This is a genomic window from Alcanivorax sp. DG881, assembly GCF_000155615.1.
Lineage (GTDB): Bacteria > Pseudomonadota > Gammaproteobacteria > Pseudomonadales > Alcanivoracaceae > Alcanivorax.
The window spans coordinates 1,988,403-2,001,904 of the sequence record NZ_DS989915.1 but is presented as its reverse complement, the minus strand read 5'-3'; the positions used below and the strand labels follow the sequence as shown (position 1 = coordinate 2,001,904).

Genomic DNA, 13,502 nt, shown 5'->3' with positions numbered 1-13,502 from the left:
ACCCGTTGGTTAAGGGTTAGGCCGGGATTTGGCCAAAATTGCCGCTTTGGAAATCGTGTATCGCCTGTTGAATCTCTTCCCGGGTGTTCATCACGAAAGGACCGTGACCCACCACGGGTTCATTCAGTGGTTCACCGGCAATCAGCAGCAGATCGCTGTCCGCCTCGGCGTGGAGCTGTACTTGCGTGCCCTTTGCGTCGAGCACCACCATCTGTGCCGCAGCCGCCCGGGTATATTCGTTGACCTGAACATCGCCTTTGCGGGTGATGACCGCGGTGTTCCAGCCTTCGGGCAGGTCCAGCGTCACCGTGGCATGCGCCCGCAAGTGGATATCCCATACCTGCATGGGCGAATAGGTGCTGGCCGCGCCTGCGTGTTGTTGGAATTCCCCGGCGATGACGCGCACTTCCCCGGCGTTATCCGCCAGTGGTACTACCGGGATCTCATCACTGCGGATGCCCTGATAGGACGGGGCGGTCATCTTGTCCGCGGCGGGCAGGTTCACCCACAGCTGGATCATTTCCAGCTCTCCGCCCTGGTAGGTGAAGGCGGGGGAGTGAAACTCCTCGTGGAGGATGCCGGCACCGGCGGTCATCCACTGCACATCACCCGGCCCAATCACGCCGCCTTGTCCGGTGGAATCCCGGTGAGCCACCTCGCCCTGGTAGACGATGGTCACTGTTTCAAAGCCGCGATGTGGGTGCTCACCAACGCCGCGAGGCTTGGTGGCAGAGGGGAAGCGTGCCGGCCCTGCGTAATCCAGCAGCAGGAAGGGGCTCAGCTGTTTGCCGTGGCTTTCGTAGGAAAACAGGGAGCGAACCGGGAAGCCGTTTCCTACCCAGTGCGGGGCGGGTGCGGAATACATACCGAGAATCTTTTTCATGGCGGGTTCCTCCGTTTTGGTCATGGGTGAATATTATGCGTGGAACGGATGGGCGGATAGATGGCAAAATTACAACTCAGCGTTGCAAAAATGGGACGATAGATGGTGGACCTTAACGACCTGTTCTACTTTGCCAAGGTGGTGGAGTTCGGTGGTTTTGCCCCGGCCAGCCGGGCGATCACGGTGCCCAAGTCAAAACTGAGCCGACGGGTGGCCGGGCTGGAGGAGCGGCTGGGGGTGCGACTGATCAATCGCTCAAGCCGGCAGTTCTCGGTGACCGAGGTCGGGCAGCAATACTATGAGCACTGCAAGGCCATGCTGGTGGAGGCCGAGTCGGCTCAGGAAGCCATTGATACAGTGACGGCGGAACCCCGTGGGGTTATTCGTCTGGCTTGCCCGATTACGCTGCTGCATGTGCATATCGGCTCTTTCCTGGCCGACTTCATGAAGCAGTACCCGGAAATCACCGTGCATCTGGAAGCCACTAATCGGCGCGTGGACGTGATTAGTGAAGGGGTGGATGTGGCGATCCGGGTTCGCCCGCCGGGTCTGGAGGACAGTGATTTGGTGGTGCGGGTGTTGTCTGACCGGCGGCTGGCACTGGTGGCCAGCCCGGAGCTGGTGGCGCAGTACGGCATGCCGGGCCATCCGCAAGAGCTGTCCAGCTGGCCGAGTCTCGGGCTGGGAACGCCGCGCCCGGATTTTCGCTGGTCCCTGCGCGGGGAAGATGGGAGTGAGGTTCGAGTGTTTTACCAGCCCCGTTATGTGACCACCGACATGATTGCCCTGCGCCGTGCGGCGGTGGCAGGTGTGGGGGTAGTGCAGCTGCCGATTCTCACCGTGCAGCACCAGCTGGAGCGCGGTGAGTTGGTGCAGCTACTGCCCCGCTGGGCGTTGGCGAAAGACATTATCCATGCGGTGTTCCCGTCACGCCGGGGCATGTTGCCGGCGGTGCGTACACTGATTGATCGCCTTGCCGATTATTACGATTCCTTTGATGAGTTGTAAGCCACAACAGTTACCGGCTGACGGGAAAAAATACCGATAATCGGGGTGCCCTGGGCCTGCAGAATGGGCTCAATATCCCGGTGTAATGCGTGGTATTGGTAGAACGGCACCCGCGGAAACAGGTGATGGATGGAGTGCAGGTTCTGGCCCAGCCAGAACCATTCCAGTGGTTTCATCCAGCGCGGCATGATCAGGCTATTGGTATTGCGATAACGCTCATTCACCTTGTAGGGATGATGGGGGCGATAGGCAAACCAGTAGGCAGTGAACAGGCCGCCAGTGTAGTACCCCAGCAGGATGACGGCCGCGGTGCCGGGTTGGTCCACCATGAGCAAAAAGGCAACCCGCCAGCCGACGGAAAGTGCCAGCTCGCTGCTATAAATCAGCTTTTCCTTCAGTGACGCGCTGCCCCAGCTGTGTTGCACAAAAAACGTATTCTGTACCCACTGAAAGCGCAGGCCTGCGGCCAATAAACCCACCAGCCCTTTCTGCATGCCGCTGATAATAAAGTCCGGATCCTTGTCCGGCTGGTTGGTATAGCGGTGGTGGGTGAAATGCTCGATGCGGTGCGAGGCGTAGGGAATCGCAATAATGGGCGCCACCAGATACCCGCACAAATCGTTGACCCACTTGCGGCGGTCATTCTGCCCGTGAATATTGCCGTGGGCGGCCTCGTGCAGCGGTGTGTAGGACATGTAGGTGAGGGCAGCGACCAGTAGGTAGGCGCCCCAGGCCGGCAGGGTGCCATCGGCAAACAACGCGAGTGTGGCAACGAAAGCGATCAACACACCCGCCGTCAGTAAAATTGTCGGCCAGGCGGTTTTCCCCATATAGTGCTTGGCACAGGCAATGGCCTGCTTGTTCAATGCTGCCGCATCCATGGTGTTGCCTCTTGTTGGTCTCATCAGGGTAAACACTACGTCGACAGCGAAAAAACCAGAATAGCCACCGTGGCCAATCACCCTGCAGAAGTGGCCAGGGAGTGACAGGGCGGAACCAGCGGAACGGGCAATGCAGCACTCAGATGACAAATTGCACCCGGTGGCCATCAGTCAGGTCATGCTTAACTTTGCCTTGCGCAACGGCATCGACCAGCAGACCTGCCTGCTCGGCACCGGCATCTCGGAAACCGAATTGTCCAGTGGTGAAGGGTTGGTGACGCGGACCCAGGAAATGCGCCTGATCGAAAACCTGATGCTGGCTCTGCCGGAAGAGGGAGTGGGTGGCTTTGAACTGGGCCTGCAATACAACCTGGCCACCTTCGGTGTGTGGGGCTTTGCCCTACGTACCTGCAAGACCCTGCGCGATGCTGTCGCCCTGGGGCTGCGTTACCTGCCGCTAAGCACCGCCTACTGCCGCATTACTGTTTGCGAGGACGGTGACGCGTTCGGTGTGATCTTCGACCCGGACCCGATCCCCCCACACCTGCGCCAGTTTCTTCTTGAGCGCGACATGGCGACGGCCCTCAACCTGGTACGGGAAATTACCTTTCAGGGCGTGGAATTCAGAGGTGTCGAATTCACCGGTGAGCCGGATGTTGCCGCCTCGGCCATTGAGGCCCTGTGCGGCATGGCTCCCGGCATTCATGCCAGCGCCAATCGTATTCTGGTCAACCGGGCGGGGGCCAGTCAGCCATTCCCCGGCTACGACCCGGTGCTCACCCGCATGCTCGAACAGCAATGCCAGCAGCGCATGGACACCGTGGAAAACAGCGGCCTTGCCGGCAAGGTGCGCCAGAAACTGCTGGGGGAGCTGGGCCTTGGGGCCACCCTCAACGATATGGCCAGTGCGTTGGCCCTTTCCACCCGCAGCCTGCGCCGCAAGCTGGAGCAGGAGGGCACCAGCTACCGGGACCTGGTCGAAGAAGAGCGCCGCCAGCTGGCCCTGCAACTCCTTGACAGCACCACCATGAAAATCGAGGAGCTGGCGGCCCATTTGGGGTATACCGATGCGGGCGGTTTCGTGCGTGCCTTTCGGCGCTGGGAAGGGTGTTCGCCCAGCGCCTATCGCGAAAAGGCGTGAGGTTGTGTTCACGGCACGCGCGGCGTCGAACGTCCGGCAAAGTGCGGGGGATTCGCGATAAGCCAATCAAGCGGAGAGAAGGGTGTTTGTCACTCTAATGCGCGACGAATAAAAAAAGGCCTCCCGTTTGGGAGGCCTTTTTTTATCTGGTACGCCCGAGAGGATTCGAACCTCTGACCTTTGCCTCCGGAGGGCAACGCTCTATCCAGCTGAGCTACGGGCGCAAAACTTTGACGTTCATATTAAGGGGTGTTGGCTAGCGTCACCACCTGACAGCGCGCTGCGCTGCTAACGCTCCCGGCGTTCGCCGGTCCGGCGAATTGCCCTGCATGGCAATCCGCGCTTCGCCGGGGGAAGCATGCTTCCCTTTTTCCGGCTACGCCCAGCTAAGCTACGGGCGCAAAACTTGAAGAACTTGGGGTTCAACGGGCGCGAATGATAGCGGGTTGTGGCGGTCTCGTCCATGGATTGGGTGCATCCTGTGGCGGGATCGCTATAATCGGCGCGCCGGGACCCTCTCCCGGTATCTGAATATGAGCAGGCTGTCTCTTTGCGGGTTTCCGACAGTGCTGTTTTCCTGACGAGCCCGTGCCTGCCTCCGGGCACCGTACCGTGGTGGGCAAGTGTGTTGGAGAAAGCAGGATGAATCTGTATTGGGTGGTGTTGCTACTGGCCGTTATCGTGGAAATCGCCTGGGCCATGAGCCTCAAGTGGATCCAGATTAACCCCGGGGTGCTGTCCATTGGCTCCTCGCTGGTGCTTACCGGTTTGAACATGCTGATGCTGTCTTATGCCATGCGCGGTATCCCCGTGGGCACGGCGTATGCGATCTGGACCGGGCTTGGTGCGGTGGGGATCACGCTGCTGGGGATCGTTTTTTTCAAGGATCCGGCCAATGCCTCGCGACTGGCCTTTATGGCGCTGATTGTGGTGGGTGTCATCGGCCTGAAATTGACCAGCGGGCCGGCCTGAGCGTCGCGCCAGCGGCACGGCAGGCGGTGAAGCATTGGACGTGGCCCCGGTTTTGGTGTCGAATCGTTCGTTTCGGCATTTTACAATCTTTTCCCGCTAATCCGTTGGTAGATCGGTACCCTTTGCGGGCAGATGTCGGCCTGCAACAGATGGAGTTTAACCGTGCGCATTGCTTATCTCGAAGATGACATGGCTCAGGCAGAGCTAGTCACTCACTGGCTTAAAGAGGCTGGCCATAACTGTATTCACATGGCCAGTGGCCGTGAATTCATGTCCCTGTTACGGCGCGACACTTTCGACATTCTGGTGCTCGACTGGGAAGTGCCGGACATGAATGGCTACGCCGTGCTGGAAGAAGTACGTGCCAGTGGTAACCGCACCCCGGTGTTGTTTGCGACCCAGCGTGATGATGAGTCATCGATTGTTGGCGCGCTCTCCCAGGGGGCGGATGACTACATGGTGAAACCGACCAAGCAAGCGGAATTGCTGGCCCGTATCAGCGCTCTCGGGCGCCGGGCAGGGGTATCGGAAATGGATGAAGAAACCGCCCTGAGTGTGGGGCCCTGGACCGTGGACCGGTCCCGTCGTCAGATCCTGTTGGATGAAGACGCAATCAAATTGACGGACAAGGATTACGAGCTGGCCTGCTATCTGTTCCAGAATGTAGGCAAGCTGATGAGCCGTGCGCACCTGTTGGAGAAGGTTTGGGGTATCATGACCCCGATCGAATCGCGCACCGTTGACGTGCATATCAGTCGGATTCGACGTAGCCTGCATATTCGCCCTGAACGTGGCTATCGAATTAAAACGGTGTACCAGCACGGATATCGTCTGGAGCCGATTGAAGAATAAGGACACATCTATGAGGGTCTGGTTGAGCACAGCCATGCTGCTGTGCCTTCTATCAACGGCCTGGGCCGGGGATGATTGGCATTACACCTTGCGTCCTGGCGATTCTCTATGGAAAGTCTGTCAACAGTTTGCCCAGTCTCCGCAAACCTGCTGGGGCGAACTGGCTCGTTATAACGGGCTGGACAACCCCCATTCCCTGCGCCCCGGCAACTCCTTGCGGGTGCCGATCAGCTGGCTGAAAGAAAAGCCCATTCCCGCCACCGTGGATGCGGTTACCGGTGAAGTCATGTTGTACCCGGCCAGGGGCGGGGAGCCCCGTCAGCTGCAAAACGGTGATGCGGTGGCATTTGGTGATGCCCTGGAAACGGCTGCGAAAAGCAGTGCCCGCCTGCGCTTTGCCGATCAGTCCGAAGTCTATATCAAGCCAGCCAGCCTGCTGGTGGTGACCCGTTATCGCCGCTTCCTGGATCAGCAGAATGAACGCACCGAGCTGCGTTTGCAGCGCGGTAATATTCGTAACAGCGTCACCCCCCGGCAAAGCGATGAAGCGTCTTTTGAAGTCTATACGCCCGGCGCCGTGGCGGCGGTGCGTGGCACGGAATATTACCTGGGTGTGGATGGCGCCGAGACCACGCGTAACGAAGTGATCGACGGGCGCGTGGATGTGGGCGCGCGCGGCACCGATCGCCAGATCGAGGGTGGCTACGCTACTCTGGCCCGCCTGGATGAAGCGCCCATCGAACCGGTGGAGCTGCTGCCGGCGCCAGCCATGGAGGTGAGCGCCTCGCACACCGATGTGGTGGCGGTATGGCCGACCCAGTCCAAGGCCAGTGCCTATCTGCTGGAGCTCTATAGCCAGCCAGCAGGTCGGTTATTGACCCAGGCCCACCTGTCTACTGGCCATTGGCAAAAAGATCTGCCCACCGGTGATTATCGTCTGCTGGTGAGGGCGATAGATGAAAACGGCCTGCGGGGCCAGGAAAGCTGGCACGCGTTTAGCGTAACCCCGGCACCGCCACCCCCTGAGCCCGAGCCGGAAAAAGAGTCGCATTGGGATCTGTGGGCCTTCGTCGGCGCGGCGGCTTTGCTGCTGGCACTATAAATCATGCGCAATCGTCTGAGCCCGGACCAGCGTCGTTATCTGGCAGAGCATGTATCGGTGTTGTGCCTGGTGGTGGGGCTGTGTGCACTGCTGACAATCAGCGGTGCGCTCTCCTTTGTCGACCGCTATATCTACGACAACCTGCTGCAAACGCTTCCGGATGATCCGTCCCAGGACGTGGTGATCGTCGGTATCGATGAATACAGCCTGCGTGAAATTGGCCGCTGGCCCTGGGATCGCAAAGTCCACGCACAGTTGATTGACCGGTTGACCGACATGGGCGCCCGTGCGGTGCTCATGGACCTGATTCTTTCCGAACCGGACCGCAATAACCCGGATTCCGACCTGGCCCTGGTACAGGCCATGGCGGCTAACGGGCATGTCTACCTGCCGGTACATGTGGAGCAATTGCGCGCCGGCGGGCAGCTGATCGAAGTGCTGCCCTATTCGCCGTTTGCCCGCGCCGCGGCCGGGCTGGGGCATGTGGACCTGGAGCTGGATACCGATGGCGTGGCCCGCTCGGTCTATATGCGCTCGGGGATTGGCCAGGCCTGGTGGCCCCATATCACCCAGACATTGCTAGTGCAGGAAGGCATCCTGTCTGAACAGGTCTTCCCGGCGGACAAGGGGGAAGAGTTTTCCGGGCTGGCCAATGTGCGGCGCTATCATCGCTATATACCTTTTGTCAGTGGCCCCAACAGTTACCCCCAGGTGTCGGCAGTGGAGCTGCTGGAAAACCTGATTCCCGAGCAACTGATCCGTGACAAGATCGTGTTGATCGGCGCCACCGCCGCCGGCCTGGGCGACATGCTGCCGACTCCCATGGCCAGCAAGGGCGAGCTGATGGCCGGGGTGGAAATCAATGCCAATCTGCTGGATGCCCTGCGCGCGGACCGGCTGGTGCGCGACCTGCCCATGCCCAGCGCACTGGTGCTGGGAGTGGTGCTGGCGTTGCTGGCGCCCTTGCTGCTGCCCTATGTGTTGCCGCGCTGGAGTATGCCGTTGGTGTTTGCCGTGCTGTTGCTGTGCATGCTGGTGAGCATGGCCACGCTGATTTCCCTGCGGTTGTGGTTCCCGCCGTCTGCGGCCATGGCATCGGCGATCATGGCTTATCCGCTGTGGACCTGGCGCCGCCTGGAATACTCCCTGTCTTATATGCGTAATGCCCTGGAACGGTTGTCGGAATACAGTGACTTGAACCAGCGCCTGACCCAGCCGTCCACGCTGGAGCAGATGGGGCGCATGCTCGAGCAGGTGCTGCCGGTGCGTTCCTGGCGTCTACTGGGCGGTGAGAAGCCCTTGCGGGGCGGCGACAGCCTGCCGGCGGCCACCTGGAAGGGCGCGCTGGCGCGCCAGTACCGGTTCCGCCACGAAGGCCGTCGCTATGAGCTGGATCTGGTCTGGGACCAAGCGCTGCACGCGGATACCTACGATTACTGGGTGCGCGCCATGCTGGTCCGTATCCGTACGCGGGCGCCCAATGTGGGGCCGCGCTATGAAGTACTGGAAAAGCACATCGAACGGTTGCGTCGGGAAGAGGAACGCCAGGAAGCCCTGACCCGTTTCTTCCAGGTCACCCTGGCGCAGATTCGCGAAGGGGTGGTGATCGCCGACGCCTGTGGGGTGATTGTTTACGCAAATCCCCAGGCGGCTTTCCTGCTGGGCCTGGAAATGGGCGCCCTGGATGCCGGGCAGCCCATGGTCACAGAGCTGGACCGGGAGCTGGAACTGCGCGAGCAAAGTTGGGATGCCCTGCTGTGCCGGACCCTCGGTGAAGGCCGCACCCAGGTGGAGTGTCGCAACCGTCAGGGCACCGACCTGTATCTGGATATGTTGCTGGTGCATGCCGGTGACAACCCGGGCCGGATGATGATCATTTCCTTCAAGGACATCAGCGATGTGAAGCAGGCCATGCGGGCCCGTTCCGAAATGCTGGATTTCCTCTCCCACGACCTGCGCTCGCCCATGGTATCGGTGCTGGCGCTCACGGAAAAAATGCGCCAGAGCGGCGACCATCAGGGCCTGCCGGCCTTCCTCGACAATGTGCAGCACTATGCCCAGCGTAACCTGAATATTGCCGAGCAATTCCTGCAGCTGGCACGGGTGGAAGCGGTGGAATCCGTGGAAATGAACGAGCAGGACATGCTCGACGTGGTGGAAAGTGCCATCGATCAGGTACAGATTCAGGCGCAGCAGCGTGATATCACCCTGCGGTTTGAGTACGACCCGGACCAGGAGGTCTGGGTGCTGGGCAACAATGAGCTGCTGGAGCGCCTGGTCGTGAACCTGCTGACCAATGCGGTGAAATACAGTCATGAGGGCAGTTCCGTTGATGTGACCCTGTATGCGCAGGACAATCAGGTGGGCTGCGAAGTGCGTGACCGGGGGGTAGGGATTCCGCCGGAATTCCAGGAGCGGCTGTTCGATCGTTTCAGCCGGGCCAGCACCAGCGGTGGCGCCCGCACCCGTGGGGCCGGCATGGGCCTGCGTTTCGTCAAGGTCGTTACCGAACGTCATGGCGGCGAGGTTCGGGTGCACAGTGTGGTCAGCGAAGGCAGTCGCTTTACCCTGCTGTTGCCGCGTATTGAGCTGGCCTGACACCGGGTCGATAACGTTGCCTGAGGGGCTGTCTCCTCCGTCAGCAGATGCTCTGGCATGGCGGATTCCTGGCCCGGTATGCGCCGTCAAGCCTCCGGGGTAACATCAAGCGTTTTGTCCCTACGGCTGGAGCGGGTATAATCGCCAGCCGCAGCGCCCACAAGAGGCCGTTAAGGGCTTCCCGCGGCGAACCACAGAGAATTAGAGGTGTAATTGTGAAAAAGATGCTGACTGCCAGCCTGGTCCTGGTCGCTACCCTGTTTGCCGCCGGTAGCGTGGCTGCCAAGAGCACCAAGGAAATCTCCCCGTACCCGCTGGGCGAGCGCTCTGTATTCAGTGATCGCGCCATCGAAGAGCGTATCAAGCCGGTGGGCTCTGTGTGTGTGGAAGGCGACGAATGTGGCAGCGCTGCCGCCCCGGCCGAAGAAGTGGCCAGTGGCCCCCGTTCCGGTGAGCAGGTGTACAACGCCTCCTGTGCCGCCTGTCATGGCACTGGCGCTGCCGGCGCTCCGAAAGTGGGTGATGCGGCCTCCTGGGCACCGCATGTCGCCAAAGGCGAAGCCACCATGCTGAAGAACGCCATCAATGGCATCAATGCCATGCCCCCGAAAGGCATGTGCATGGATTGCTCTGATGACGAGATCAAAGACGCTATCGAATACATGGTCAGCAAGAGCCAATAACCTTGTTGAGGCTCCGCTGGTCCTTACCCGGAATCATGCTGTCAGCGCTGGTGCTGGCAGCCTGCTCCGACGACAGCGCCCCGGACACGACGGCTACCGACAAGGCAGCGGCGCGTGACGGGGCGCAGTTGTATAAGCAGTACTGTGTGACCTGTCACGGCTCCGGTGCGCTGGGCGCTCCCGGTGTCGGCAAGGAGCATCGCCTTTACTGGTCGCACGAGGTCGAAGAAGAAGGTTTCGATACCCTGGTGCAGGAAGCGATCAATGGCATCAACTCGATGCCGCCTCGCGGTGGCTGCTTCGATTGCAGTGACGACGAAATTCGCAGCACCGTGATTTACATGCTGCAAAAAAGTGGGGCTAAGTAAGAATAAGAGACGCTGCACGCGACACGCTGCACGCAACAATGCAGAAACAAATTTTTCTGTTCTGGAATACAAAGAGGCCGCGCCCAAAGCTTGAGCGCGGCCTCTTTGCGTTGGGAGCCTGTAGCGCGTTCCCGTGTTGTTGCGTGAAGCGTGTGGCATGTTGCGTTGCTTTAATCCAGCAACGCCCGAAGATTGGCAATGCTGGCCTCGGCCACCTCTGCTTCTTTTGCTTCATCCTTCTGAATGCCGATGCCCAGGTAGTCGATATCGTCTTGAGGCATTTCGTCCACGAAGCGGCTGGCGGTGGTGTCGATTCGCTCGCCGTATTGTTTGCGCGTCAACGCCTGTGTCATGGCCAGGGTTTCCCGGGCGCGGGTGATGCCCACGTACATGAGGCGGCGCTCTTCAACGATGTTGTCTTCTTCGATGCTGGTGCGGTGGGGCAGGAACTCTTCTTCCACGCCCATCATGTAGACGTGGGGGAATTCCAGGCCTTTGGAAGCGTGCAGCGTCATTAACTGCACCCGGTCGGAATCGTCTTCTTCCTGCTGTTGTTCGAGCATGTCCAGCAACACCAGTTTCTTGATCACCGATTCCAGATCGCTGGCGCCTTCTTCTTCGTCTTCCTGTTTTTCCAGCATGCGCTCGATGCTGCGCACCAGTTGCCAGATATTTTCGATATTCTTTTCACCGATGCGCGGACTGGAGGCGTTCTGCATCAGCCAGCCTTCATAATCCATGTCGGTGATCAGTTCCTGCACCGCCTGCAGGCTGTTCTGGCCGAAGCAGAATTGCCGTTTGGTATCCAGCCACTCTTTGAACTTTTTGAGCTTTTCGGCGGCTTTGGGGTTCATCACTTCGCTGAGCGCAAAGTCATCACAGACGTGATACAGGCCCTGCTCACGCTTGAGTGCCCAGGTGGCCAGTTTTTCCAAGGTGGCGGGGCCGATTTCCCGGCGCGGCGTGTTGATAATACGCAGGAAGGCGTTGTCGTCGTCCGGGTTGACCAGCAGGCGCAGGTAGCACATCAGGTCCTTGATCTCGCTGCGCGAGAAGAAACTTTTGCCGCCGGAGACCTTGTAGGGAATCGACAGGCTTTGCAGTTTCATTTCCAGAATGCGCGACTGAAAGTTGCCCCGATAAAGTACGGCGAAATCTTTCCACTGCAGCCCTTGCTGAAGGCGGCGGTGAAAGATGTCGCTGGCGATCCATTCGGTTTCTGCTTCCTCATCGCGCAGGGCCGAAAAGCGAATGGGTTCGCCGTAGCCGTAGTCGGACCACAGGCTTTTTTCGAACTCGTGGGGGTTGTTGGCGATCACCGTGTTGGCGGCTTTCAGAATGCGCCCGGTGGAGCGGTAGTTCTGCTCCAGCTTCACCACTTTCAGGGTCGGCCAGTCTTCCTGCAGCTGCGCCAGGTTTTCCGGGCGGGCGCCGCGCCAGGCATAGATGGACTGGTCGTCATCACCTACCACGGTGAACTTGCCCTCCGGCAGGGTGAGCATTTTCACCATTTCATACTGGGCACCGTTGGTGTCCTGGTATTCATCCACCAGCAGGTACTGAATGCGGTTGCGCCATTTTTCCAGGATGCGGGGCTGTTCGCGGAACATGCGCGCCGGCATCAGGATCAGGTCGTCGAAATCCACCGCATTACACACTCGCAGCATACGATCGTAACCGCCATAGGCCATGGCTGCGCGCAGGTCGTCGTCGGTTTCAGCGGTGCTTACCGCTTCCTCGGGCAGCACCAGCGCGTTCTTCCAGTCGGAGATGCGTTTGTGGATCACGTCGACCGCGTCCAGGTCCCGTTCCGATTCGCCCTGGCGCAGGATCTCCTTGAGGATTTCCTTGCTGTCGGCACCGTCCAGAATCGAGAAGCCGTTGCGCAGGCCGCAGGCTTTCAATTCCGATTTGAGAATGCGCAGGCCCAGGTTGTGGAAGGTGGAGACAATCAGTCCTCGGGTCAGGTCGCGGCTGACCAGCTGCTGCACCCGCTCCTTCATTTCCCGGGAAGCCTTGTTGGTGAAGGTCACCGCCGCGATATGACGGGCCGGAATACCCCGTTCCTGGATCAGCCAGGCGATCTTGCGGGTGATCACGCTGGTTTTGCCGGAGCCCGCACCGGCCAGTACCAGCAGGGGGCCGTCGGCGTAGTTCACGGCTTCCTGCTGGCGGGGGTTGAGTTTGCTCATGGGGCTCCGGTAACGCTGGGGGGTGAAATCGGGTCGCTATGATACCAGTGATGGGTCTGCACTCCAGACACCTTATGTCGGTTATCATGGCGGTTTCTCTGGAAACGGTTTTGCCCATGCGTCTGGACTATTTTCTTGCCCACAGTGCCGGCCTTACCCGCAAGGAGGCGAAAAAGCTGATCAGCGGCGGGGCGGTAACGGTAGCTGATGAGGCAAAACCCAAAGCTAACCTGCAGTTGCGCCCGGACCAGGTGGTGATGTTGCATGGTGAAGTCGTGCAGCTTCCCGGCCATCGTTATCTGATGCTGCACAAGCCCGTTGATGTGGTCTGCTCCACGGACGATCCGGAGCATCGCACAGTATTGGATCTGTTGCCGGCTGTGTTACGTACCCAGGTGCACCCTGCCGGCCGGCTGGACCGGGATACCACTGGGCTGGTGCTGCTCACTTCTGACGGGCAGTGGTCCCATCGCCTGACGTCCCCGAACCATGCCTGTGGCAAGTGCTATCGGGTGATTTGCGCGGATCCGGTCAGTGACGAGGACTTGCAGGCCTTGCGTGAGGGAATTCTGCTGCGCGGCGAGGACAGCCCGACCTTGCCGGCCCTAGCTGAGCGAGTGAATACTCACACCTTGCGGCTGACCATCACGGAAGGGCGCTACCATCAGGTTAAACGCATGCTGGCTGCCCGCGGCAACAAGGTGGTGGGGCTGCATCGGGAGCAGATCGGCGACATCGTACTGGATGCGGATCTGGCGCCAGGGGAGTTCCGGGCGCTGACAGAGGAAGAGATTCGCAGTCTTTAAGCTGTTCCGTAGGAGC

Annotated in this window: 12 protein-coding genes and 1 tRNA gene; 9 read left to right on the top strand and 4 right to left on the bottom strand. The window is 59.9% G+C overall.

Going from position 1 to position 13,502, the window contains the following annotated elements:
* Positions 1-16: 16 nt before the first annotated feature.
* Positions 17-883, bottom strand: coding sequence for a pirin family protein (locus ADG881_RS08985; protein ID WP_039926488.1), 867 nt, complete (start codon positions 881-883; stop codon positions 17-19).
* A 102-nt stretch (positions 884-985) separates the two neighbouring features.
* Between ADG881_RS08985 and ADG881_RS08980 the strand changes: the two genes are divergently transcribed.
* A complete protein-coding gene (locus tag ADG881_RS08980; protein WP_007150608.1) occupies positions 986-1,891 on the top strand; it encodes a LysR family transcriptional regulator in 906 nt (301 codons plus the stop codon).
* On the opposite strand, the gene ADG881_RS08975 is transcribed toward ADG881_RS08980, so the two are convergent.
* A complete protein-coding gene (locus ADG881_RS08975) occupies positions 1,867-2,796 on the bottom strand; it encodes a fatty acid desaturase (RefSeq protein ID WP_083787508.1) in 930 nt (309 codons plus the stop codon). The genes ADG881_RS08980 and ADG881_RS08975 overlap by 25 nt on opposite strands.
* 106 nt (positions 2,797-2,902) lie before the next feature.
* On the opposite strand from ADG881_RS08975, the gene ADG881_RS08970 reads away from it, so the two are divergent.
* A complete protein-coding gene (locus tag ADG881_RS08970; protein WP_007149931.1) occupies positions 2,903-3,913 on the top strand; it encodes an AraC family transcriptional regulator in 1,011 nt (336 codons plus the stop codon).
* Positions 3,914-4,060: 147 nt separating this feature from the next.
* Here the strand turns inward: ADG881_RS08970 and ADG881_RS08965 are convergent.
* Positions 4,061-4,137: transfer RNA gene (locus ADG881_RS08965), tRNA-Arg, on the bottom strand.
* A 418-nt stretch (positions 4,138-4,555) separates the two neighbouring features.
* Between ADG881_RS08965 and ADG881_RS08960 the strand changes: the two genes are divergently transcribed.
* From ADG881_RS08960 to ADG881_RS08935, 6 genes are all read left to right on the top strand, one after another.
* Positions 4,556-4,885, top strand: coding sequence for a multidrug efflux SMR transporter (locus ADG881_RS08960; protein ID WP_007150444.1), 330 nt, complete (start codon positions 4,556-4,558; stop codon positions 4,883-4,885).
* A 162-nt stretch (positions 4,886-5,047) separates the two neighbouring features.
* Positions 5,048-5,737 (top strand): response regulator transcription factor, encoded by a 690-nt coding sequence (locus tag ADG881_RS08955; RefSeq protein WP_007148755.1) that lies wholly within the window; start codon positions 5,048-5,050, stop codon positions 5,735-5,737.
* Between the two features lie 10 nt (positions 5,738-5,747).
* Complete coding sequence (locus ADG881_RS08950; RefSeq protein ID WP_039926486.1) at positions 5,748-6,839, top strand: FecR domain-containing protein; 1,092 nt, start codon at positions 5,748-5,750, stop codon at positions 6,837-6,839.
* A gap of 3 nt (positions 6,840-6,842) precedes the next feature.
* On the top strand, positions 6,843-9,437 hold the full coding sequence (locus ADG881_RS08945) for a CHASE2 domain-containing protein (RefSeq protein WP_007151427.1): 2,595 nt from the start codon (positions 6,843-6,845) through the stop codon (positions 9,435-9,437).
* Positions 9,438-9,661: 224 nt separating this feature from the next.
* On the top strand, positions 9,662-10,120 hold the full coding sequence (locus tag ADG881_RS08940) for a cytochrome c5 family protein (protein WP_007149004.1): 459 nt from the start codon (positions 9,662-9,664) through the stop codon (positions 10,118-10,120).
* 35 nt (positions 10,121-10,155) lie between these two features.
* Positions 10,156-10,488, top strand: a complete 333-nt coding sequence (locus ADG881_RS08935) for a cytochrome c5 family protein (RefSeq protein WP_007150859.1) — start codon at positions 10,156-10,158, stop codon at positions 10,486-10,488.
* Positions 10,489-10,658: 170 nt separating this feature from the next.
* On the opposite strand, the gene rep is transcribed toward ADG881_RS08935, so the two are convergent.
* Positions 10,659-12,680, bottom strand: coding sequence for a DNA helicase Rep (gene rep, locus ADG881_RS08930; RefSeq protein ID WP_007148735.1), 2,022 nt, complete (start codon positions 12,678-12,680; stop codon positions 10,659-10,661).
* Positions 12,681-12,754: 74 nt separating this feature from the next.
* On the opposite strand from rep, the gene ADG881_RS08925 reads away from it, so the two are divergent.
* Complete coding sequence (locus ADG881_RS08925; RefSeq protein ID WP_007150568.1) at positions 12,755-13,486, top strand: pseudouridine synthase; 732 nt, start codon at positions 12,755-12,757, stop codon at positions 13,484-13,486.
* The last annotated feature ends 16 nt before the right edge of the window (positions 13,487-13,502 follow it).

What these genes read in the sequence shown, in the direction of transcription:
- ADG881_RS08985 (WP_039926488.1), bottom strand. Translation starts at nt 883, where the DNA reads ATGAAAAAGATTCTCGGTATGTATTCCGCACCCGCCCCGCACTGGGTA.
- ADG881_RS08980 (WP_007150608.1), top strand. Translation starts at nt 986, where the DNA reads ATGGTGGACCTTAACGACCTGTTCTACTTTGCCAAGGTGGTGGAGTTC.
- ADG881_RS08975 (WP_083787508.1), bottom strand. Translation starts at nt 2,796, where the DNA reads ATGAGACCAACAAGAGGCAACACCATGGATGCGGCAGCATTGAACAAG.
- ADG881_RS08970 (WP_007149931.1), top strand. Translation starts at nt 2,903, where the DNA reads ATGCAGCACTCAGATGACAAATTGCACCCGGTGGCCATCAGTCAGGTC.
- ADG881_RS08960 (WP_007150444.1), top strand. Translation starts at nt 4,556, where the DNA reads ATGAATCTGTATTGGGTGGTGTTGCTACTGGCCGTTATCGTGGAAATC.
- ADG881_RS08950 (WP_039926486.1), top strand. Translation starts at nt 5,748, where the DNA reads ATGAGGGTCTGGTTGAGCACAGCCATGCTGCTGTGCCTTCTATCAACG.
- ADG881_RS08945 (WP_007151427.1), top strand. Translation starts at nt 6,843, where the DNA reads ATGCGCAATCGTCTGAGCCCGGACCAGCGTCGTTATCTGGCAGAGCAT.
- ADG881_RS08940 (WP_007149004.1), top strand. Translation starts at nt 9,662, where the DNA reads ATGCTGACTGCCAGCCTGGTCCTGGTCGCTACCCTGTTTGCCGCCGGT.
- ADG881_RS08935 (WP_007150859.1), top strand. Translation starts at nt 10,156, where the DNA reads ATGCTGTCAGCGCTGGTGCTGGCAGCCTGCTCCGACGACAGCGCCCCG.
- rep (WP_007148735.1), bottom strand. Translation starts at nt 12,680, where the DNA reads ATGAGCAAACTCAACCCCCGCCAGCAGGAAGCCGTGAACTACGCCGAC.
- ADG881_RS08925 (WP_007150568.1), top strand. Translation starts at nt 12,755, where the DNA reads ATGTCGGTTATCATGGCGGTTTCTCTGGAAACGGTTTTGCCCATGCGT.